At 43.8% G+C, this 21,929-nt stretch carries 17 protein-coding genes; 14 read left to right on the top strand and 3 right to left on the bottom strand.

Translation table 11 applies throughout. From position 1 onward, the window contains the following. The first annotated feature begins 41 nt into the window (after positions 1-41). From M1G14_RS05340 to M1G14_RS05320, 5 genes are all read left to right on the top strand, one after another. Entirely contained in the window at positions 42-488 is a 447-nt protein-coding gene (locus tag M1G14_RS05340) for a MarR family winged helix-turn-helix transcriptional regulator (protein ID WP_021153785.1), read from the top strand. Continuing rightward, on the top strand, positions 485-2,287 hold the full coding sequence (locus M1G14_RS05335) for an ABC transporter ATP-binding protein (protein WP_024054811.1): 1,803 nt from the start codon (positions 485-487) through the stop codon (positions 2,285-2,287). The genes M1G14_RS05340 and M1G14_RS05335 overlap by 4 nt, the downstream gene beginning before the upstream one ends. Next, complete coding sequence (locus M1G14_RS05330; protein ID WP_024054810.1) at positions 2,280-4,040, top strand: ABC transporter ATP-binding protein; 1,761 nt, start codon at positions 2,280-2,282, stop codon at positions 4,038-4,040. Before M1G14_RS05335 ends, M1G14_RS05330 begins: the two co-directional genes overlap by 8 nt. Positions 4,041-4,305: 265 nt before the next feature. Beyond that, complete coding sequence (locus tag M1G14_RS05325) at positions 4,306-4,821, top strand: phosphatase PAP2 family protein (protein ID WP_049522815.1); 516 nt, start codon at positions 4,306-4,308, stop codon at positions 4,819-4,821. A gap of 83 nt (positions 4,822-4,904) precedes the next feature. Further along, the gene (locus tag M1G14_RS05320) at positions 4,905-5,531 is read left to right on the top strand and encodes a GNAT family N-acetyltransferase (RefSeq protein ID WP_049483014.1); all 627 of its coding nucleotides are present in this window, start codon (positions 4,905-4,907) and stop codon (positions 5,529-5,531) included. A gap of 21 nt (positions 5,532-5,552) precedes the next feature. Here M1G14_RS05320 and queG read toward each other — a convergent pair whose 3' ends face one another. Further along, positions 5,553-6,692, bottom strand: a complete 1,140-nt coding sequence (gene queG, locus M1G14_RS05315; protein ID WP_049522814.1) for a tRNA epoxyqueuosine(34) reductase QueG — start codon at positions 6,690-6,692, stop codon at positions 5,553-5,555. 115 nt (positions 6,693-6,807) lie between these two features. Here queG and manA point away from each other — a divergent pair, with 115 nt between their 5' ends. The 8 genes from manA to recG all read left to right on the top strand — a co-directional run bounded on the left by manA (position 6,808) and on the right by recG (position 18,394). Then, entirely contained in the window at positions 6,808-7,752 is a 945-nt protein-coding gene (manA, locus tag M1G14_RS05310; RefSeq protein WP_049522813.1) for a mannose-6-phosphate isomerase, class I, read from the top strand. Positions 7,753-8,031: 279 nt separating this feature from the next. Further along, positions 8,032-8,772, top strand: coding sequence for a MerR family transcriptional regulator (locus M1G14_RS05305; protein ID WP_049523116.1), 741 nt, complete (start codon positions 8,032-8,034; stop codon positions 8,770-8,772). Between the two features lie 375 nt (positions 8,773-9,147). Next, the gene (locus M1G14_RS05300) at positions 9,148-10,992 is read left to right on the top strand and encodes an APC family permease (RefSeq protein ID WP_049522853.1); all 1,845 of its coding nucleotides are present in this window, start codon (positions 9,148-9,150) and stop codon (positions 10,990-10,992) included. 174 nt (positions 10,993-11,166) lie between these two features. Then, positions 11,167-13,686, top strand: a complete 2,520-nt coding sequence (secA, locus tag M1G14_RS05295) for a preprotein translocase subunit SecA (protein WP_247926375.1) — start codon at positions 11,167-11,169, stop codon at positions 13,684-13,686. 52 nt (positions 13,687-13,738) lie between these two features. Beyond that, positions 13,739-14,767: a 3-deoxy-7-phosphoheptulonate synthase gene (locus M1G14_RS05290; RefSeq protein WP_049522854.1), complete on the top strand. Its 1,029-nt coding sequence runs from the start codon at positions 13,739-13,741 to the stop codon at positions 14,765-14,767. A gap of 86 nt (positions 14,768-14,853) precedes the next feature. Next, on the top strand, positions 14,854-15,219 hold the full coding sequence (gene acpS, locus M1G14_RS05285) for a holo-ACP synthase (RefSeq protein ID WP_003005615.1): 366 nt from the start codon (positions 14,854-14,856) through the stop codon (positions 15,217-15,219). Continuing rightward, positions 15,206-16,318 carry an alanine racemase gene (alr, locus tag M1G14_RS05280; protein WP_049522855.1) on the top strand — a complete coding sequence of 371 codons (1,113 nt, stop codon included), beginning with the start codon at positions 15,206-15,208 and terminating at the stop codon, positions 16,316-16,318. Before acpS ends, alr begins: the two co-directional genes overlap by 14 nt. Positions 16,319-16,378: 60 nt before the next feature. After that, positions 16,379-18,394, top strand: a complete 2,016-nt coding sequence (recG, locus tag M1G14_RS05275; protein ID WP_070845657.1) for an ATP-dependent DNA helicase RecG — start codon at positions 16,379-16,381, stop codon at positions 18,392-18,394. 197 nt (positions 18,395-18,591) lie between these two features. On the opposite strand, the gene M1G14_RS05270 is transcribed toward recG, so the two are convergent. Continuing rightward, positions 18,592-19,554, bottom strand: coding sequence for an asparaginase (locus M1G14_RS05270; protein ID WP_003008546.1), 963 nt, complete (start codon positions 19,552-19,554; stop codon positions 18,592-18,594). Positions 19,555-19,616: 62 nt separating this feature from the next. Between M1G14_RS05270 and M1G14_RS05265 the strand changes: the two genes are divergently transcribed. Continuing rightward, on the top strand, positions 19,617-21,017 hold the full coding sequence (locus M1G14_RS05265) for a Cof-type HAD-IIB family hydrolase (RefSeq protein ID WP_049522857.1): 1,401 nt from the start codon (positions 19,617-19,619) through the stop codon (positions 21,015-21,017). A 336-nt stretch (positions 21,018-21,353) separates the two neighbouring features. On the opposite strand, the gene M1G14_RS05260 is transcribed toward M1G14_RS05265, so the two are convergent. After that, on the bottom strand, positions 21,354-21,806 hold the full coding sequence (locus tag M1G14_RS05260; protein ID WP_024055228.1) for a universal stress protein: 453 nt from the start codon (positions 21,804-21,806) through the stop codon (positions 21,354-21,356). Positions 21,807-21,929 lie beyond the last annotated feature (123 nt).

Below are 21,929 nucleotides of genomic sequence, written 5' to 3'. Positions count from 1 at the left end.
AGTAACTTTAAAATTCTTAAGAGAACTATTTGGAGGAAATGATGGACAAACCTTTACTAGAATTTAAAAAAATCGGTCATCTCATTCACCTCATGGTAGAAAGAGAGGCCAAGAAGAGAGGGCTTGAATTTAGCGCAGGACCCCAAGGTCAGGTATTGGGCTTTTTATCTCATCGTGAAAAGGAGGGGAAAGTGACCTTGATTCGGGATGTTGAGCAGGAACTTCATATCTCAAAATCCGTGACGAGTAACCTGATCAAGCGCATGGAGAAAAATGGCTTTATTTATCTAGAGCCTAGTCCAACCGATAAACGGGCCAAGTATGTCTACCTAACAGACAGTGTAAAAGATAAATTGAATGACATGAAACAATTCTTTGAAGAAGTGGACCAGGATATGATGGCTGGTGTATCAGAAGAAGAATTGGCCATCTTTTTCAGGGTCATGCATCAATTTTATGAGAATATGAAAAAAAGGAGCGAGGAATGATCAATATATTTCGGCGGTTAACTGCCAAAGAATGGGGCATGATTGCCCTTAGTACGGTCTTTATCTGTCTGGCTGTTTGGATGGATTTAAAGACTCCTGAATACTTATCCGATATCACGACCCTCTTAGCCAAGGATGGGACCAAGGTTTCTGATATTATGGATCCGGGAAGCAAGATGTTGCTCTTCTCTTTTGGAAGCTTTTTGATGGCAGTTTTTGTGGGCTTTTTGGCTTCAAGAGTCGCTGCCAGCTTTACGACGCGACTTCGAGGAGAGATTTTCCATCAAGTGATGGATTACTCTGATGCCGAGATCAAGAAATTCTCCGTTCCCTCTCTCTTGACTCGTACAACCAATGATTTGACCCAGTTACAAATTATGATTGTCATGGGGATGCAAGTTGTGACGCGTGGTCCCATTATGGCGATTTGGGCTCTGACCAAGATTTGGGGGAAGAGCAGTGCCTGGACAACGTCTGTTGGGATTGCGGTCTTGATGGTCTTGATTCTTCTCTCTGTTCTGGTTCTTATTGCCTTTCCGCGCCAGCAAAAGGTTCAAGGTTTGACCGATGCTTTGAATGCGACGACACGGGAGAGTTTGACTGGGGTGCGAGTGGTTCGCGCCTACAATGCAGAAGCTTATCAAAATGAGAAATTCCAGGCTGAAAACAAGGGCTTAACCCGTCTAAATCTCTTTGTTTATCGTTTGATGTCTTTGATGAACCCTGTCATGACAGTGGTATCAAGTGGTTTGACCCTTGCTATCTACTGGATTGGGGCGCACTTGATCAATGATATCGCCATGCCAAAAGATCCTACAAAGATCTTCACCAGTCCTGCATTAGCGGATCGGACCAAGGTCTTCTCCGATATGATCACCTTCTCCTCTTACGCCATGCAGGTTGTCATTGGCTTTATGATGATGGTGGCCATCTTGATTATTCTGCCTCGTGCCTTAGTATCCGCAAAACGGATTAATCAGGTCTTGGCTCTAGAGCCGTCTGTTGATTTTCCATCTGAGTCCAAGACTGAGTCTGGAGAAAAAGGAAGTGTAGAATTCCAAGATGTTTCCTTCCGCTATGGACGGACTTCCCGTGCTGTGATTGAGCACGTGACCTTCTCAGCTCAGAAAGGACAAACCGTTGCCTTCATTGGATCAACTGGTTCTGGTAAATCCACTTTGGTCAATTTAATTCCACGTTTTTACGATGCGACAGAAGGAAAGATCTTAGTGGATGGGGTGAATGTCAAGGACTATAGCCACCAAGAATTGAACAATAAAGTCGGCTACATTCCCCAAAAAGCAGTGCTCTTTAGCGGCACGATTCGCTCCAATATGGAATTTGGAGAAAGTAGTCAAGGAAAATTAGAGGATGAAGCCATCTGGAAAGCCCTTGAATTGGCCCAAGCCAAAGAGTTTGTTGCCACAAAAGAGAAGGGCTTGGATACAGAAGTAGCGCAAGGAGGAAGCAACTTCTCTGGAGGACAACGTCAACGTTTGGCCATTGCGCGTGCCCTTGCACGTAAGCCTGAGATCCTCATCTTTGATGATTCCTTCTCAGCCCTTGATTACAAAACGGATCGGATCCTGCGACAAGCTCTGAAAGAAGAGCTGGCAGATACGACCAAATTGATCGTTGCCCAACGGATTTCGACCATTATGGATGCGGATTTGATTTTGGTCTTGGATCAAGGGAAGGTCGTCGGTCAAGGCACCCACAAGGAATTGCTTGCGACCAATGAAGTCTATCAAGAAATTGCCTATTCACAATTGTCTAAGGAGGAGTTGGAACATGCATAAGACAAAACAAAAAACATCCCTTTGGAGCCAACTTTCTCCCTATTTGAAGGGCTTCCACCTATTTTTCCTAATTGCTATCCTCTTTTCGATCGTATCGAGTGTAATCACGGTTATTGGACCGGATAAGTTAAAAGAAATTACAGATACCATTACAAAAGGGATGGGAGGCGCCATTGATATTGATAAGATCACTTCGATTGCCCTGACCTTAGCCATCCTTTATGGAGTTGGAGCACTGGTGTCCTACAGCAGTAGTTTCATTATCTCAACCATGATTCAGCGCTTTGCAGAACGCTTGCGCAATGCCATTGCTGAGAAGATCAATCGCGTGCCCCTCCAATATTTTGATAGCCATGAACAAGGAGATACCTTGTCTCGTGTGACCAATGACGTGGATTTGATGACCCAATCCTTTAACCAAAGCTTGGTTCAAATGGTCTCTTCTATTGTCTTATTGATTGGCTCCATCCTTATGATGTTTAAGACGGACTGGCACTTGGCGGTGACAGCGATTGTGTCCGTCTTTGCAGGTTTTGCTCTTTCCAGCATCATTATGGTCAAGAGCCAGCCTCTCTTTAAGCAACAACAGGACAACCTTGCCAAAGTTTCAGGTTATGTTGAAGAAATCTATAGTGGCCACAATATCGTCATTTCCTACAATGGCCGTCACCAAGCCAAAAATCATTTTGATACCATCAATCAAGATTTGTACCATAGCATGTGGAAATCCCAATTCTTCTCTGGGATCATGATGCCCTTGATGCAGTTTGTAGGGAATTTCGGATATGTCATGGTCTGTATCGTTGGGGCTGTCCTCACCATTAATGGGGACATTACCATCGGGACCATTGTGGCCTTTATGACCTATGTCCGCATCTTTACCCAACCAATTGGTCAAATGGCCCAAGGAATTACCCAATTGCAATCGGCCAGTGCTGCTTTGGGGCGTGTCTTTGAATTCTTAGACGAAGAAGAAATGGAAGACGAATCCCAAAAAATTCGCCAATTGGAATCGCCAAAAGGTCATGTTACCTTTGAGCATGTTCGTTTTGGTTATTCACCAGACAAGACCATTATCCATGACTTTACTGCTGAAGCGAAGCCTGGGCAAAAAGTAGCCATTGTTGGTCCAACAGGCGCAGGTAAGACCACCATGGTCAATCTCTTGATGCGTTTTTACGACATTCAAGCTGGTAAAATTACCATCGATGGTGTGGATACTAAGGCCATGAGTCGCGAAGAAGTTCATGATGCTTTTTCGATGGTCTTACAAGATACCTGGCTCTTTGAAGGGACCATTCGGGAAAACTTAGTCTTTAATCAAACCGATATTTCAGATGAAGCAGTCGAAGCGGCAACCCGAGCGGTTGGGGTCCATCACTTTATTCGGACCTTGCCGAATGGTTATGACACCGTGCTAGATGATTCTGTCACCTTGTCCGTCGGTCAAAAGCAACTCTTGACCATTGCGCGTGCCCTCTTGAAGGATGCCCCGCTCCTCATCTTGGATGAAGCAACCTCATCTGTCGATACCCGTACAGAAGAGTTGATTCAAAAAGCCATGGACAAACTCATGGAAGGCCGGACCTCCTTTGTCATCGCCCATCGCTTGTCCACTATCCGCAATGCGGATCTGATTCTCGTGATGAAAGATGGAAATATTATCGAGCAAGGAAACCACCAAGAACTCATGAGCCAAAATGGCTTCTATGCCGATCTCTACAATAGTCAATTCACAGAAGAAGTAGCATGAAATCAAGATACAAGGCTTGTGAAATGTAAAGTAAAAAAATAGGATAGAAGGCAATTCTATGTGCTTCTATCCTATTTTTTATGCTGGAAGAAGGGATGGGAAAGACGATTCTTAGGTACAGAAAAATGACAAAGCGTCAAAAATAGATCGCTTCTAATGTTAAAAAGAAGAAAGAGAGGATAAAAAAGAAGCCTGGCTTGACAGGCTTTCTTAGGATCGCGTATACTAGTAGTACAAAAACGAGATGATAGACAGGAGTGCCAACATGAAGCCCAATCTTCAAGATTATCTGAAATTTTATCGTTGGCTAACCCTGCCTTTTACGAGAAAGCCACGTCGTGTGCAGGTTCTTCAAAGGATGAATCGAATCCTGACGTTCGCCATGCCAGGCATCTACGGCCTGGTCTTTTGTTGGCTGTTTTTAAAGAAAACTTCAATGGGAGAAATCTGGCCTTTTATCTGGATCCCTGCTTCGGGTTTTGTCTTGTTTAGCCTCTTTCGTCATTGGGTCAATGTTCCAAGACCTTATGAAAAATGGGAGATTCAACCCTTATTAGAAAAGAATTCATCCGGACATTCCTTTCCTAGCCGACATGTATTTTCGGCGACTATTATTTCTATGTGTGTCTGTCAGTTGTCTCTTCCGCTAGGAATGTGCTCCATGCTCCTATCTCTTCTATTAGCCCTTGTTCGAGTTCTTGGAGGGGTTCATTATCCCAAGGATGTCCTCGTCGCTTGGGGATTGGGACTCGTCTGGGGAGGACTCTTTTTGCTGGCTTGAATGAACAAATTGCTGAAAATTGACCTTTGTCTAAGAGCGAGGGATAGTGTATACTGGAAAGTGGACTTAGAATAGGAGAGAAGATGAAGTACAGAAAAGCAAAAAAAGCAGATCTGGATCAGGTGGTTCGAGTAGCCAGTACAGCTTTTGAGGACTATCTATTTTTAAAAGTTATCAAGGATTTGGTGCGTGATCCCAAGCAATACCCTGCCTTTGTTGAGGCAATGATGCGCATCCTGGTAAAGGTTTTTCTTAAGCACCATATTTGCCTTGTGGCAGAAAAAAATGATGAAATTTATGCAGTTGCCTTGTTGCAAAAGGGACCGATTCCTTTTCGGGCCTATCTCTTAAATGGGGGATTTGGTTTGCTCAAGTTTATTTCCTTGAAAAATATGTTGGCCTACTTTAAATTTATGGAGGACACGGATAAGGAATTGGAGCAAAATGTAGACTTTGATTGGTATTTGATGCTTCTCGCAGTCGCCCCTAAACACCAACGGCAGGGCTATGGCAGTCGCTTTATGACAGAAGGAATTGAGCCTTTCTTGGAAGAGATCCAAGGAAAAAAACTAGCCTTTTATACCAATACCAAAGGAAATGTCTATTTTTACACGAAAAATGGTTACAAGGAAGTCTATTCAAGTGAGATTAGCTTTAACCAAGTAGAGATGGGTAGTTGGTATTTCTTGAAGGAACTAAAAAAACACTAAGGATACAACCTTAGTGTTTTTTCATTGTAGCTGTGAATCTGCTTGAACACTGAATTTTTCAAAGAAAGCAGTTCGTTCTTCTATGATGGCATCCGTCGGATGTTTGATATTCCGTAAGAGCTCAACAAGGTCCGGCGTGACTTCACGGAGCAGTTGCCCTAAAGACCAGATAGCCGTTGCAATATGAATCTGATTTTGTGAAGTTTCGATGATGTTCAGGAGCTTAGGAATGGCCGAGCGGTCATTGGCATTGGCTAGTGCGATAATGGCATTGCGCTGGAGGATATTTTTGCCTCGCCAGCTTCCAGCAACGTTCCCGAATTTTTCCTTAAATTGACCGTTGGACAGTTCGATAAAAGGAATCAACTCTGGATGAGCCAGATCAGGATCGATTTCTGTTGCCAAGGGATTATCTAGCCCTTTGTTATAAGGGCAGCTAATCTGACAGATGTCACATCCATAGATGACCGTTTTAATTTTCTTGCGAAATTCTAGGTCCATCATGCCCTTGTCTTGGGTTTGGAAGGACAAACAACGCTTGGCATTCATAGAGCCATCTCCGATTAAACAGGAGGTTGGGCAAGCATCTAAACAACGCCGACAGTCTCCACAACCATAGTCGACTGGCTGATCCGGTTCGATTTCGAGGTTGGTAATCAATTCGCCCAGAAACATGTAAGAACCGTATTCTTTTGAAATGACCAAGCCATTTTTTCCGATAAAGCCAATCCCTGCTCGTTGGGCGACAGCCGTATCAACCAATGCTCCAGTATCGACCATGCCCTTGTATTCAAAATCCTGCGTCATTTCTTCAATCCCAGTAGCTAAGCGGTTGAGCTTGTCTTGAAGGACATAATGGTAGTCTAACCCCCAGCTGTTTGGAGTGAATTTTCCTCTTTTATAGGCTGTTTTTTGAGGTTGTTGCTTGAGTTTGTGGGGGTAGGCGACAGCGATTGAGATGATGGTCTTTGCGGAGGAGAGACTTAATTTGGGTTGGATGCGCTCTTCAATATTCTTATGCTCGAATCCAGAATTCCGTCCTTCCTCAACGGCCAAGCGGAGCGATTTTTCCAAATAAGCAAAGTCATCAGCAGTTGTAAATCCAATTTTTGAAATCCCAATAGAATGCGCCAGTTGGATAATATTTTCTTTTAGTGTCATCCCTTTCATTATACACAAAAATGAAGTTTTTGGCGAGAGAGGAAAATAATGGGAAGGGCTTTCAAAAACTTTCTTTTTTTTGTATAATAGAAACATGAAATGCGAGGAGGATATTATGGGACAACCATTATTTTTACATTCAGTCATGCAGGAAAAAATTTGGGGAGGAACTCGTCTGAAAGAAGAATTTGGTTACGAAATTCCGAGCGACCATGTCGGTGAATTTTGGGCGATTTCAGCCCATCCACATGGTGTTTCTAAAGTAGCCAATGGTCCATACGAAGGAATGGGATTGGATCAGCTCTATCAAGAGCACCGGGAATTATTCAGTAATCGTAAAGAGCCTGTCTTTCCTTTATTAACAAAGATTTTGGATGCCAACGATTGGCTCAGTGTACAGGTGCACCCAGATGATACCTATGCAATGGAACATGAAGGAGAACTTGGAAAAACTGAGTGTTGGTATGTGATTGCGGCTGATGAAGGATCTGAGATTATCTATGGACACAATGCCAAGTCAAAAGAAGAACTCCGTCAGCAAATTGAGGACAAGAACTGGGATGCTTTGCTGACAAAGGTTCCAGTCAAGGCTGGAGATTTCTTCTATGTGCCAAGCGGGACCATGCACGCCATTGGTTCTGGAATTTTGATTCTTGAAACCCAACAGTCGAGTGACACCACCTACCGGGTTTATGATTTTGACCGCAAGGATGCTCAAGGAAACTTGCGGGAGCTTCACTTGGAAAAATCGATTGATGTGTTAAACATCGGTGAGCCGGCAAATAGTCATCCAGATACAGTTGTTGTCGATGATCTTCGAATGACCACCTTGGTTGCAAGTGACTTCTTCACCGTTTATAAGTGGGAACTGACTGGAAAAGCTGATTTTGAAAAGACTGCTGATTACAGCTTGTTAAGCGTCTTAGCCGGAGAAGGAAAATTGACGGTAGATGGAAAGGATTATCCTATTCGAAAAGGAAGTCACTTTATCTTACCGAGCGATGTTGAATCTTGGACTTTGGAAGGGCAAGGTTTAGAATTGATCGTAAGTCATCCGTAAAAAAGAAGGGGTTTGAGTTAAAAGTTGTGAAACAACTCAAGCCTTTTTTATCTGAAAACTTTTTTTATGTTAAGCCTTGACTCTGACCTAAGGGGAGGGGTTATACTATCCTTGTAATACTCTTCGAAAATCAAATTCAAACCACGTCAGCGTCGCCTTACCGTATATATGTTACTGACTTCGTCAGTTCTATCTACAACCTCAAAGCAGTGCTTTGAGCAACCTGCGGCTAGCTTCCTAGTTTGCTCTTTGATTTTCATTGAGTACAAGGAGGAAATCATGTACCATATCAAAGAAGCTGCAGAGCTGTCGGGTGTCTCTGTCAAGACCTTGCACCACTATGACAAGATAGGACTTCTCGTTCCTGTGAAATCTGAAAATGGTTATCGGACATACAGTCAAGAAGATTTAGAACGATTACAGGTGATTCTCTACTACAAGTATCTAGGATTTTCCTTAGACCAAATAGCAGAACTCTTAGCTGAAGAAAAAGCTAACTTATTGCCCCATTTGACCAAACAGTTGGACTATTTGACTCAAGAAAGACAACGTCTGGATACCTTGATTTCTACCTTGCAAAAAACCATTCAAGAACAAAAAGGAGAAAGAAAAATGACCATTGAGGAAAAATTCACTGGATTTAGCTATCAAGATACTCAAAAATACCAGCAAGAGGCGGTAGAGAAGTACGGTCAAGAAGTCATGGACCAAGCGCTTGAGCGCCAAAAGGGGCGTGAAGATGAGGCTACGGAAGCCTTCAACCAAGTTTTTCAAACTTTGGCGCAAAATCTCAAAGATGGTCTATCCGTATCCGCAAATGAAAATCAAAATCAGGCAGCTAAACTTTTAGAAGCAATTCGAACGTATGGATTTGACTGCTCTATAGAGGTTTTTGGCCATATCGGCAAAGGCTATGTCTATAACCCAGAATTCAAGGAAAACATCGACAAGTTTGGAGCTGGCACAGCCCAGTACACTTCGGATGTCATTGCCCACTATGTGGCACATCAACCCAAATAAAAAAGAGAGAGTGGGACAGAAATCGGTAATTCGTTAGAATTCGATTTCGTCGTCCTACCTCCGCACAGTTGAGTAGGACTGTAAAAGCTGATGAAATCAGCGCAGTAGAGCCCACTCAACCACTGCGTCTTGCTCGACAATCCAAAAATAATTGAGAGGCTAGGATTTTTGTCCTAGCCTCGTTTTTTGCTTGGATCAATTTGAAAAGAAGCTGGCTGATCTAAGAGAGGTTGGATAAATGAACACAATGAAAACTTTACGAAGATTTCACAATTTCAGTTGACAGTCTTGAAAAAAAAGAGTAGAATAACCCCAGTTTTATGAAAAAGAGGCAGGGAATTCCCGGCCTCATGATCTTTTTTCAAGGAGTTTTTTATGTTTTCAACATTGAAAAAATGGTTTATTGGCCGTCCGTTGAAATCTGGTGCAGAAGGTGAAGGCGGATTGCTAGGGAAAATGCAGGCTTTGGCCATGCTCTCTAGTGACGCACTTTCTTCTATTGCCTATGGTCCAGAGCAAGTTATCTTGGTCTTGATGACCGTATCAGCAGGAGCTATTTGGTGGTCCATTCCGATTGGGATTGTGGTCCTGGTTCTCCTAGCCAGTTTAACGATTTCTTATCGCCAGGTCATTCATGCCTACCCTCAAGGGGGAGGGGCCTACATGGTGACTACGGAGAACTTGTCTCCCAAAGCGGGTTTGATCGCTGGTGGTAGTCTCTTGGTTGACTACATGCTGACAGTAGCAGTATCTGTGTCTTCCGGTGCAGATGCCATCACGTCAGCGATTCCATCTCTTCATCCTTATAATCTTCACATTTCCATTTTGTTGGTCTTGATTTTGATGCTGATGAACCTTCGGGGGCTACGCGAATCAGCGACATCGTTGATGATTCCGGTCTACCTTTTCATTGTCAGTACCATTGCCTTGATCGGCTATGGCGTGATCCAAATCTTGACGGGTCACTTGGCCTATAACGCAACTGCTCATGTGGGTCAAACCATTTCAGGGGTTAGTGTCATTCTCTTATTGCGGGCCTTTACGAGTGGATCCGCTTCCCTAACAGGGGTTGAAGCCATCTCCAATTCGGTTCCTTTCTTTAAGAAACCAAAAGCAAAGAATGCAGCCTCTACCTTGACCATTATGGCTTTGATTTTGGGGATCATGTTTGCAGGGATTACCTTCCTCAATTACTGGGTGGGTGTCGTTCCAGCTAAAGGGATAACAACTCTAGCCCAAATGGCCCAAGCCATCTTAGGGAATTCCCCAGTCGGACAAGCCTTCTTTTACGTCTTCCAATTGTCAACAGCCTTGATTTTGGCAGTTGCGGCTAATACAGGATTCTCTGCCTTTCCAATGTTGGCCTTTAACATGGCTAAAAATAAATACATGCCACACATGTATATGGAAAAAGGGGATCGTCTGGGCTATTCTAATGGGATTTTGACCTTGGCGATTGGTGCCATCGTCTTGCTCTTGATTTTTGATGGGCAAACAGAAAGCTTGATTCCGCTTTATACCATTGGGGTCTTTATTCCTTTTGCCCTATCTCAAACAGGGATGGTGATCCACTGGAAACGCCAATATCAAAAAGGATTTCTTAAGTATTCGCTTGCCAATATCCTGGGGGCAGCCATCTGTTATGGAATTGTCTTGATCCTCTTATTATTCCGTTTGCGTGAGATCTGGCCCTTCTTCCCTATTATTGGTCTCTTGCTTTGGATGTTCTTGAGTATCCGTAATCACTATGATAAAGTTGCGGCTCAATTGCGCTTGGGAGGTAAGATCGAAAAGACAAGTTATGCGGGCAATACCGTGATTGTCCTTGTTGGGAATGTCACTCAAGTAAGTGTGGGAGCTATGAGTTATGCAAATAGCCTAGGAAACGATGTTATAGCTATGCACGTCTCAACGGAAGAAACCAAGGTTAAAGACGCTGAGGTAGCAGAAGAATTTAAGCACTATTTCCCTCATATTCGCTTTGAAAATGTCATGACCAGTTACCGGGATATTATCCAGCCAACAGTTGAATTTGTCTCAAAAGTGGCTGAGGAGGCCAAGGAAAAAGGCAACACCGTTACAGTCCTAGTCCCTCAATTTATCCCTAAAAAACATTGGCAAAATATTCTCCACAACCAAATGAGTTTGAAATTGAAGTATGCACTTCGTTGGCATGAAGAAGTGGTTGTGGCAAGCTATTCTTACCATTTGTCTGAATAACGATCGCCTAAAGAAAAGATGTCTGCTTGAGCAGGCATCTTTTTGGATTTTCTTACACGAAAAAAACCACTCGAAAGTCTTGTAAGATACAGCCTTGATCTTGAAAAAATGTTTAAAAAATGCTAGAATAAAAAGAACATTTTAGATTTTGAAAAATTCAAAGTAAGGAAAAAAATGGCAAATTTATTAAAAACAATTATTGAAAATGATCGAGGCGAAATCAAACGCCTTGAAAAAATGGCTGATAAGGTCTTTTCTTATGAAGACCAAATGGCAGCTTTGACGGATGACGAATTAAAAGCGAAAACAGTTGAGTTTAAGCAACGTTACCAAGATGGTGAGTCTTTGGATGATCTCTTGTACGAGGCTTTTGCAGTTGTTCGTGAAGGGGCAAAACGGGTTCTTGGTTTGTTCCCATACAAGGTTCAGGTCATGGGGGGAATCGTCCTTCACCATGGTGACGTTCCAGAGATGCGTACAGGGGAAGGAAAAACCCTAACAGCAACCATGCCGGTGTACTTGAATGCCTTGTCTGGTAAAGGGGTGCACGTTGTTACCGTCAATGAATACTTGACAGAGCGGGATGCAACAGAGATGGGAGAACTTTACTCATGGCTTGGCCTTTCAGTAGGGATCAACCTTGCAGCAAAATCTCCAGCTGAGAAAAAAGAAGCTTACCTCTGTGATATCACTTACTCAACCAACTCAGAGATTGGTTTTGACTACTTGCGTGACAACATGGTTGTGCGTGCAGAAAACATGGTTCAACGTCCATTGAACTATGCCTTGGTCGATGAGGTAGACTCCATCTTGATTGACGAAGCGCGTACTCCGTTGATCGTTTCTGGTCAGACAGCTTCTGATACGAGCCAGCTCTATCACATGGCGGATGCTTATGTGAAGACCTTGACAGAGGACGATTACATTATCGATGTCCCATCTAAAACCATCGGTTTGTCTGATTCAGGAATCGATAAAGCAGAAAGCTACTTTAATCTTGAAAACTTGTACGATATTGAAAATGTAGCTTTGACTCACTTTATCGACAACGCCCTTCGTGCCAACTACATCATGATTTTGGATATCGACTATGTGGTCAGCGAAGATCAAGAAATCTTGATCGTCGACCAATTTACTGGTCGGACCATGGAAGGACGTCGCTATTCTGATGGACTTCACCAAGCGATTGAAGCCAAAGAAGGTGTTCCAGTTCAAGAAGAAACCAAAACATCTGCATCGATTACTTACCAAAACCTCTTCCGTATGTACAAGAAGTTGTCAGGGATGACAGGGACAGGGAAAACCGAAGAAGAAGAATTCCGTGAAATTTATAACATTCGCGTGATTCCAATTCCAACCAACCGTCCGATTGCCCGTATTGACCATCCAGACCTTCTCTACCCAAGCTTGAAATCAAAATTTAAGGCTGTTGTAGAAGATGTCAAGTCTCGTCATGAAAAAGGTCAACCAGTCCTAGTAGGTACCGTTGCCGTTGAAACCAGTGATTACCTTTCTCAATTGTTGGTTCAAGCAAGTGTCCCTCACGAAGTTTTGAATGCGAAAAACCACTACAAAGAAGCGCAAATCATCATGAACGCTGGTCAACGTGGTGCTGTTACCATTGCGACCAACATGGCCGGACGTGGTACCGATATCAAACTTGGTGAAGGTGTTCGCGAACTCGGTGGACTTTGTGTCATCGGGACAGAACGTCACGAAAGCCGTCGGATCGATAACCAGCTTCGTGGACGTTCAGGACGTCAAGGGGATCCAGGTGAATCTCAATTCTACTTGTCTCTTGAAGATGAATTGATGCGTCGTTTCGGTTCTGAACGGATCAAAGCAGTGCTTGATCGCTTCAAGTTGAGCGAAGAAGAATCAGTGATCCGTTCAAATATGTTCACCCGTCAGGTAGAGGGTGCACAAAAACGGGTTGAAGGAAACAACTACGATACCCGTAAACAAGTCCTTCAATACGATGACGTGATGCGGGAACAACGGGAAATTATCTACGCTGAACGCTATGATGTCATCACAGCTAACCGTGACTTGGCGCCTGAAATCAAGGCCATGATCAAACGGACCATCAAACGGATTGTTGAAGGAGCCAGCCACTCAAGCAAGGAAGAACGCGTTGAAGCGATTCTGAACTTTGCCAAATACAATTTGGTTCCGGAAGATACGATTTCTGCAAGCGATATTGAAGGAAAATCTGACAAGGAAGTTATCGATTACTTGTATGCACGTGCAGAAGAAATCTATGCTAGCCAAGTAGCGAAATTGCGTGACGAAGAGTCTGTGCAAGAATTCCAAAAAGTCTTGATCCTTCGTGTGGTGGACAGCAAGTGGACGGACCATATCGATGCTTTGGATCAATTGCGAAATGCGGTTGGACTCCGTGGGTATGCGCAAAATAACCCAGTGGTAGAATACCAATCAGAAAGTTTCCGTATGTTTAACGATATGATCGGATCGATTGAATTTGATGTGACTCGTCTCATGATGAAAGCCCAAATTCACGAACAAGAACGTCCACGTACGGAACACAGTATTTCAACAACTGCGACTCGCAACATTGCAGCGCAACAACAAGATATTCCAGCAGATATTGACTTATCACAAGTGAAACGCAACGATTTGTGCCCTTGTGGTTCAGGCAAGAAATTCAAAAACTGTCACGGACGTAAATTTTAAGAGCTCCTCTGAAATAGAAAGAGGATGGGGCTAGGTAGCATAAGGAGGCCGTATGGTATTCATTACGAAGAGCAATAAGATTGATGAGCAAGAGATCGCTTCGCTTTACCGCTTGGAAGGTCCAGCCTTGGAGCGCAAAGAAGCGCGTGATCGAGAATTGGAAGCTATTATCAAAGGAGAAGACCAACGGATCCTTCTTGTGATCGGGCCTTGCTCTTCTGATAATGAAGAAGCTGTGATGGACTATGCCCGTCGTTTGGCAGACTTGCAAGAGCAAGTCAAAGATCAGATTTTCATTGTGATGCGGGTCTATACGGCTAAACCTCGGACCAATGGGGATGGCTATAAAGGCTTGATGCACCAACCAGATACACATGCAGCACCAAGCTTTGTGGACGGTTTGAAAGCAGTCCGACATCTCCACTACCGTGTGATTACAGAAACTGGTTTGACAACTGCGGATGAGTTGCTTTATCCAGCAAGTCTTCCGTATGTTGAAGATTTGATTTCTTATCATGCCATTGGAGCGCGATCAGTTGAAGACCAGGAGCATCGCTTTGTATCTAGTGGGATCTCTGCTCCGACAGGTATGAAGAATCCAACTTCTGGGAATCTTTCTGTTATGTTCAATGCGATTTATGCAGCCCAACATCCCCAAAACTTTTTGTTCAATGCCCAAGCAGTGGAAACATCAGGAAATCCTTTAGCTCATGCGATCCTTCGTGGGGGCTTGGATGCAAGTGGTAAGAATATTCCAAACTACCATTATGAAGATTTGCTAGCGGCAGCAAAACGCTATAGCGAAATGGGCTTGCAACATCCCTTCATCCTGGTGGATACCAACCATGACAACTCTGGCAAACAATTCGAAGAGCAAGTACGCATCGTGAGAGAAACCATGATGAACCGTGCTTGGAACAAGGATTTGGCAACTTTAGTTCGTGGTTTCATGATTGAATCCTATCTAGAAGATGGCCGTCAAAATGAACCAGTGGTTTATGGTCAATCCATCACAGACCCTTGCCTGGGTTGGGAAAAAACACAGGCCTTGGTCAAAGAAATTGCAACGATGAATAAGTAAAAGGCAGGGGCGGAAGGAGTGATTCTTTAGCCCCTTCTCTTTTGTCAGTAAAACGATACTGAAACGATAAATAAGGATAAAACAAGATGATCAAAGGACATGGCATCGATATCGAATCGATCGCTGCGATTGAAAAAGCCTATCAGAAGAATACTCGATTCGCTGAAAAAGTCTTAACCGAGGCTGAGCGAGAGCGCTTTGAGGAATTGTCTGGAAAACGGAAAATGGAATATTTAACGGGCCGATGGTCCGCCAAAGAAGCCTTTTCAAAGGCAATGGGAACAGGGATTGGACCGGTTGGTTTTCAAGATTTAGAAATTTTAAATGATGCCCACGGAGCACCCTATTTTTCTAAGTCTCCTTTTTCTGGGAAGGTATGGATTTCGATCAGTCACAAGGGAGACCTAGTGTCGACCAGTGTCATTTTGGAGGAAGAAAATGAAAGCAAGTAAACATAGACCAACTGTTGCTAGAGTCGATTTGGATGCCATTGCCTTTAATGTGCAACAAGTCAGTGAGCATATTCCGAGTCAAGCCTTGAAATATGCAGTCGTCAAGGCCAACGCCTATGGTCATGGGGTCGTTGCGGTGACCAAAAAATTGGCGCCTCAGGTTGATGGCTTTTGTGTATCCAATATGGATGAAGCCCTCGAAATCCGTGAAGAAGGCTTGCAACACCCTATTTTGATTTTAGGAGTTGTGCCAAGTGAAACAGTGAATCTAGCCAAAGAGCATGACATCCGCTTAACAGTGGCGAGTCTTGCTTGGTTGGATCAATTGCTTGGACAAGAAGCAGATCTTTCAGGATTGAAGGTCCATATCAAGGTGGATTCTGGAATGGGGCGGATTGGATTCCGAAGGATCGAAGAGATCAAAGAGGCTGAACGTCTCCTCTTAGCAGCTGGAGCTGAAATTGAAGGGATTTTTACTCATTTTGCGACAGCAGATGAAGCAGATGATCGAAAATTCCAAGCGCAATACCAGTTTTTCAAAGAAGTATTGGCTGCTCTTGAAACCCTTCCTCCCATTGTCCATGCTAGTAATTCGGCTACCTCTTTGTGGCATGCGGATACGATTTTCACGGCTGTGCGCTTGGGAGATGTCATGTATGGCTTGAATCCGAGCGGTTCTGTCCTAGATTTGCCTTATGAAATAAAACCAGCCTTGACTTTGATGACGGAATTAGTCCATGTCAAACAGTTAGAAGCTGGTCAAGATATCGGATATGGGGCAACCTACACAACAGAAGAAACCCAATGGATTGGAACGCTTCCTATAGGTTATGCGGATGGTTGGATCAGAGAGATGCAAAATTTCCATGTACTGATCAAGGGTGAGTTTTGCCCCATTGTTGGCCGGGTTTCGATGGACCAGGTGACGATTCGCCTTCCCGAAGAAATGCCTTTGGGGACTAGAGTTACCCTGATTGGACGAGATGGTGAGAAGGAAATCACCGCGACAGAAGTTGCGGACTACCGTGGCACGATTAATTACGAAGTAGTCTGTATCTTAAGTGACCGGATTCCGCGTGAATACACAGGTCAGCAATAAGAAAAAGCAGGTGGGACTTTCCCGGTAGGGCCTGCTTTTTTATAAATGAAAGGAGGAGCGATGAATTTACACCAACCCTTATCCGTACTGCCTGGAGTCGGCCCAAAATCAGCGGAAAAATTTAAAAAATTAGGGATTGAAACCTTAGAAGATCTACTCTTGTATTTTCCATTTCGGTATGAAGACTTCAAAACCCGCAATGTTTTAGATTTAGAAGATGGGGAAAAAGCAGTCATCTCTGGGGTGGTAGCAACACCAGCCAATGTCCAATATTATGGCTACAAACGAAATCGCTTGCGTTTTTCCATCAAACAGGGAGACCAGGTCATTGCGGTTAATTTTTTCAACCAACCCTATCTAGCAGACAAAATTGAGGTTCAGCAGACAGTGGCGATTTTTGGGAAATGGGACAAGGCTAAAGGCAGTTTGACAGGGATGAAACTCCTGGCTCAAGTGGAAGATGATTTGCAACCGGTCTATCGAGTGACGCAAGGAGTCAGCCAAAACAGCCTGGTGAAATTGATCAAAATAGCGTTTGACCAGGGGTTGGACCAGCTTTTAGAAGAGAATGTACCCCAAGTCTTGCGGGATCGTTATCAACTTATGTCTCGTTCCCAAGCAGTGCAAGCTATGCATTTTCCTAAGGATCTGGCAGAGTACAAGCAAGCCCTTCGCCGGGTAAAATTTGAAGAGCTCCTCTTTTTCCAGCTGCAACTCCAAGTGCTAAAAGAAGAAAATCACGATGCCAGCCAAGGGATTTCCTTGGCCTGGAATCCAGAAAAATTAGCAGAACGAAAAAAACAGCTTCCTTTTGAGCTAACGCAAGCTCAAGAAAACAGCCTGAATGAAATCTTGACAGATATGGCCTCTCCTTATCATATGAACCGCCTCTTACAAGGGGATGTGGGAAGCGGGAAGACAGTCGTGGCCGGTCTTGCTATGTATGCAGCCTTAAGCGCTGGGAAGCAAGCTACCTTGATGGTTCCAACGGAGATTTTGGCAGAGCAACACAAGGAAAGCTTGCAAAATCTTTTTCTAGATTTGCCAATTGCCCTTCTAACAGGAGGATTAAAGGCGGCTGAGAAACGAGAAGTCTTAGAAGAGATCTCCTCAGGAAAAGTTCAACTGATTGTGGGGACGCATGCCTTGATTCAAGAGGGAGTTCACTACCAAGATCTTGGTTTGGTCATTATTGATGAACAACACCGTTTTGGGGTTTCCCAACGTCGTATTCTTCGAGAAAAAGGACAAAATCCAGACGTCCTGATGATGACGGCTACCCCTATTCCCCGGACCTTGGCTATTACAGCCTTTGGAGATATGGATGTGTCCATCATTGATCAGATGCCTGCGGGACGCAAGGAAATCATCACACGTTGGGTCAAGCATGAGCAGTTAGAAGTGGTCCTCGACTGGTTAGTCAAAGAACTTGGCAAGGGTTCTCAAGCCTACTTTATTTCTCCATTGATTGAGGAGTCAGAGGCGCTAGATTTGAAAAACGCCCTTGCCCTCAAAGAAGAGCTAGAAACCTTCTTTGGACAGCGAGCACGCGTTTCTCTTCTTCACGGGAAGATGAAAAGTGAAGAAAAAGATGCCATCATGCAGTCCTTTAAAGAGCACCAAGTCGATGTTTTGGTGTCTACGACCGTTATTGAAGTAGGAGTCAACGTGCCCAATGCGACCGTTATGGTCATTATGGATGCAGATCGGTTTGGTCTTAGCCAACTTCACCAGCTTCGAGGCCGGGTTGGGCGGGGAAATAAGCAATCCTATGCTATTCTAGTAGCCAATCCTAAGACAGATAGTGGCAAGCAGCGCATGAAAATCATGACAGAGACGACCAATGGCTTTGTGCTAGCGGAAGAAGATTTGAAAATGCGGGGTTCAGGTGAAATCTTTGGAACTCGTCAATCTGGGATTCCAGAATTTCAAGTGGCGGATTTGGTAGAAGATTATCCCATTCTGGAAGAAGCAAGGAAAGTTGCCAGCCAGATCGTAGCCACGCCAGATTGGCGCGAACACCCCGATTGGCATCTGCTCTCGCTTTACTTAGAAAAGAAAGAACATTTAGACTAGAGTATAAAAAGGGAGTAGAGTGGAAATTCTTTGGATTCCACTCTACTCCCTTTAAGATGGCATTTTACGGGCTTTGTATCTTATTAACTGAACACGGGCTGCGGATTGTGTCAAAAAGATGAATCCTCCTAGAATCTAATGATTCTGCGTCGAATTCCCTATTTTGACTGTATCCGCTACGCCCTTTGTATCTTATATTACCCTTCGATATAGTCTTTGAGTTCTTGTCCTTTTAGGCCGGCATTGAGGGCGATGAGGAGTTTGATGCGCGCTTTGGGGGCATTTAATTCTTTGATGAAAAAGACACCTGCTTGATGGAGTTGGACGCCTCCTCCTTCATATGCGTAGACGGGTTCAGCGATTCCATTGAAGCAACGGGATACTAAAGCGATTGGAAGGCCTGCATCCATGAATTCTTGGAGTTTATGTGCCGTTTCTTTAGGGATGTTTCCTGCTCCAAAGGCTTCGATAATGAGACCATCCAGCTTTGAAAGATCCAGCATGTCCAGTAGATCGGTTTTCATCCCTGCATAGGTAGCAATGATCGGAACGAACCCATCGATGGTATTGAGATCAAAGCGCACCCTTGGCTCGGCTGTTTTAAAGAAGAGGATTTCCTTTTTCATGACCAAACCTAGAGGACCGTGGGTTGGTGTCTGGAAGGTGCTGACATTGGTGGTATGGGTTTTGGTGACGTACTTAGCCGCATGAATTTCATCGTTCATGACGACTAAGACCCCTTTATCACGTGCTTTTGGATCGGCAGCCACTCGAAGGGCTGTCAGAAAATTATAGACGCCATCGCTTCCTAGCTCATTGGAGCTTCGCATAGCTCCTGTAATGACCACAGCGATCTCTGGTAACTCCATGGTATCCAAGAAATAAGCCGTTTCTTCCAGCGTATCTGTCCCGTGGGTAATAACGATGCCGTCGTAGTTGTGAGCTTCCTCTTTGATTTTTTGATATAGAGCTAACATGTGACGGGGTGTCATTTGAGGGCTGGGAAGGTTGAAGAAGTCCTCTGAGGTGACTGCAATCCCTTCAATTGGTGAAGTAACTTGGGTCATGGGATTGACTTCATTGGTAATCACTGCCCCAGAGTCATCTGCCGCCATCGAAATGGTCCCTCCGGTATGTAGTGCTAAAATTTTCTTAAACATGTGAAGCTCCTTGGAATATGTGATATAATTTATTTTATCATAAAAAGAAAGAAACAGTAGACATGGAAATAAAAGCAGTCTTTTTTGATATCGATGGAACCTTGGTCAATGATAGTCGAGCGGTCCTAAAATCAACAGAAAAAGCCATTCAGTCTTTAAAGGAAGAAGGGATCTATGTAGGTCTTGCGACAGGTCGGGGACCGGCCTTTGTCAAACCGTTTATGGAACGCTATGGTTTTGATTTTGCAGTGACCTATAATGGTCAGTATATTTTGACCAAGGACCGCGTGCTGTTTACTAGCCCAATCGATAAAAAGAGTCTGCACCAACTAATTGACTATGCTCGAGAACACCGTAAGGAAATTGCTCTCGGTACCAAGGATGGGGTATTTGGTTCTCGGATCATGAGTTTTGGGATGAGTCCTATTTCAACCTGGTCCAGTCGCTTTGTGCCCCGTAAAATGGCCCGTACAGTCAGTCGAGGATTTAACAAAGTGGTCAGCAAGGTCGTCCCACAAGATCAGGTCACCCTCTATGCACTAGCGCAAGAACCGATCTACCAAGTGTTGATCTTATCGAGTCCAGAAGAGACTGCAAAAATTGAAAAAGAGTTTCCAGATCTGAAATTCACACGGTCTAGTCCTTTTGCAGCAGATGTCCTAAACCCAGGGATTTCCAAGCTAGAAGGGATCCGCATCGTTGGTCAGGAATTTGGCTTTGACATCGATGAAGTGATGGCTTTTGGAGATTCTGATAATGACTTAGAGATGCTGTCAGGTGTTGGCTTGTCTATTGCGATGGGAAATGGGACGACCAGTGTCAAGGCAATTGCCAAGCATACCACGACTAGTAATGGCAAGGATGGCATTCAAAAGGCCCTGCAACACTTTGGTATTCTTTCAGAGAAAGAGCTCTTTCTTTCTAAGGATGATCACTTCAATAAGGTCAAAACCTTCCATGGTGTGATGGATGGGGAAACCCAGGAGAAACCAGTTGTTTGGCAGCCTCAAGACGCCCTTTATCGAACCATGTTCAAGCAAGAGGAGTTGGTAGAATTTGTCCGAGCAGCTAGCACAAGTGAGGAAGAATTTGACCGCTCGGTCGCAGCTCTTCACGAAGCCTTGGATAAGGCTGCAGATAAGGTTCGGAGCAAGCATCCAGCTGAGATCTCCATGGTAGGGCAGGTTGATGCCTTAATTGATACCCTCTATCTGACTTATGGTAGCTTTGTACTAATGGGGGTCGATCCTGAAGAGGTCTTTGAGATTGTTCACCGGGCCAATATGGGCAAGATTTTCCCAGATGGAAAGGCGCACTTTGATCCAGTAACCCACAAAATTCTGAAGCCAGATGATTGGGAAGAAAAATACGCCCCAGAACCAGCCATCAAAAAAGAACTCGATCGCCAGCTCAAGGCCTACGAAAAACATGCAAAACAAAAAGAAGCAAAAAAAGACAACTAAAAAAGTTTGGAACCTTTGTTCCAAACTTTTTTTAGAATGTAGACAAACTATTTTTTACTAAGATAAGTAAAGTGTTCCACAAAGAAGTCGAAATATGTTCTTATTTTTAAAATTTATAAAAAATATTGAAAAACTTTCCGCCGTGAGAAAAGTGCTAGAAACACTATTGTTTCTAGCACTCGGGAGTTTTGAGAGTAAAACAGTTTGGGAAACTGTTTTAGCCTGAGCCCAGAGATTAAAGAGCGAAGGGGCTCAAAACTTAGTCATGGAACTTCGAAGAAGGTCGCTGACGTCCGTACTCACCTAAGGAAAGTTTTCAATATAACTTTTTCTTTCTTACATGGTTTTATCCTTATCGCGCACCACTAGTAAGTCTACTTTGGCGTGGCGAAGGATGTATTCTGAGGAGGATCCGACCATTAAGCGTTCGAAGGCATTGAGTCCGGTAGCCCCGACCATTATGAGGTCAACCCCTTCTTTACTTGGGATATCATTGGCCAAGAGGACTTTTGGATTTCCCATTTCTACAACAGTCGCAACATTTTGAACCCCGACTTTTTCAGCACGTTCCTTGTAGCCCTTGAGCAATTCGTTGGCTTCTTCTTGCAATTCTTCGTAGACCTCAGCATCAAAGGTTGAGACACTTTGAAGGGCACGGGTATCAATGACATGGACAATAGTCAATTTAGAGCCGTTGCGAAGAGAAACGTTAACCCCTTTTTCAAAGGCTAATTCTGCTTCATGGGAACCGTCGACAGCGACCATAATGTTTTCGTATTTTTGAGACATAACCTACCTCCTTATAGCTTGAAAACATGGATAGAACAGAAGTTCTTCTATTCTTTATACACTTATATTTTATTCCTTTTAAGCTAGAATGTAAAGGTAAAGTCTCACTTTTCTAGTATATTT

The sequence above is a fragment of the Streptococcus parasanguinis genome (genome assembly GCF_023109675.1).
In the GTDB taxonomy this organism is placed as follows: Bacteria; Bacillota; Bacilli; order Lactobacillales; family Streptococcaceae; genus Streptococcus; species Streptococcus parasanguinis_I.
The sequence above is the reverse complement of the archived record's forward strand: the minus strand, read 5'-3'. Positions and strand labels throughout refer to the sequence as shown.

Excerpts from the sequence above, each read along its gene's own strand:
- M1G14_RS05340 (WP_021153785.1), top strand. The coding sequence starts at position 42 with ATGGACAAACCTTTACTAGAATTTAAAAAAATCGGTCATCTCATTCAC.
- M1G14_RS05335 (WP_024054811.1), top strand. The coding sequence starts at position 485 with ATGATCAATATATTTCGGCGGTTAACTGCCAAAGAATGGGGCATGATT.
- M1G14_RS05330 (WP_024054810.1), top strand. The coding sequence starts at position 2,280 with ATGCATAAGACAAAACAAAAAACATCCCTTTGGAGCCAACTTTCTCCC.
- M1G14_RS05325 (WP_049522815.1), top strand. The coding sequence starts at position 4,306 with ATGAAGCCCAATCTTCAAGATTATCTGAAATTTTATCGTTGGCTAACC.
- M1G14_RS05320 (WP_049483014.1), top strand. The coding sequence starts at position 4,905 with ATGAAGTACAGAAAAGCAAAAAAAGCAGATCTGGATCAGGTGGTTCGA.
- queG (WP_049522814.1), bottom strand. The coding sequence starts at position 6,692 with ATGACACTAAAAGAAAATATTATCCAACTGGCGCATTCTATTGGGATT.
- manA (WP_049522813.1), top strand. The coding sequence starts at position 6,808 with ATGGGACAACCATTATTTTTACATTCAGTCATGCAGGAAAAAATTTGG.
- M1G14_RS05305 (WP_049523116.1), top strand. The coding sequence starts at position 8,032 with ATGTACCATATCAAAGAAGCTGCAGAGCTGTCGGGTGTCTCTGTCAAG.
- M1G14_RS05300 (WP_049522853.1), top strand. The coding sequence starts at position 9,148 with ATGTTTTCAACATTGAAAAAATGGTTTATTGGCCGTCCGTTGAAATCT.
- secA (WP_247926375.1), top strand. The coding sequence starts at position 11,167 with ATGGCAAATTTATTAAAAACAATTATTGAAAATGATCGAGGCGAAATC.
- M1G14_RS05290 (WP_049522854.1), top strand. The coding sequence starts at position 13,739 with ATGGTATTCATTACGAAGAGCAATAAGATTGATGAGCAAGAGATCGCT.
- acpS (WP_003005615.1), top strand. The coding sequence starts at position 14,854 with ATGATCAAAGGACATGGCATCGATATCGAATCGATCGCTGCGATTGAA.
- alr (WP_049522855.1), top strand. The coding sequence starts at position 15,206 with ATGAAAGCAAGTAAACATAGACCAACTGTTGCTAGAGTCGATTTGGAT.
- recG (WP_070845657.1), top strand. The coding sequence starts at position 16,379 with ATGAATTTACACCAACCCTTATCCGTACTGCCTGGAGTCGGCCCAAAA.
- M1G14_RS05270 (WP_003008546.1), bottom strand. The coding sequence starts at position 19,554 with ATGTTTAAGAAAATTTTAGCACTACATACCGGAGGGACCATTTCGATG.
- M1G14_RS05265 (WP_049522857.1), top strand. The coding sequence starts at position 19,617 with ATGGAAATAAAAGCAGTCTTTTTTGATATCGATGGAACCTTGGTCAAT.
- M1G14_RS05260 (WP_024055228.1), bottom strand. The coding sequence starts at position 21,806 with ATGTCTCAAAAATACGAAAACATTATGGTCGCTGTCGACGGTTCCCAT.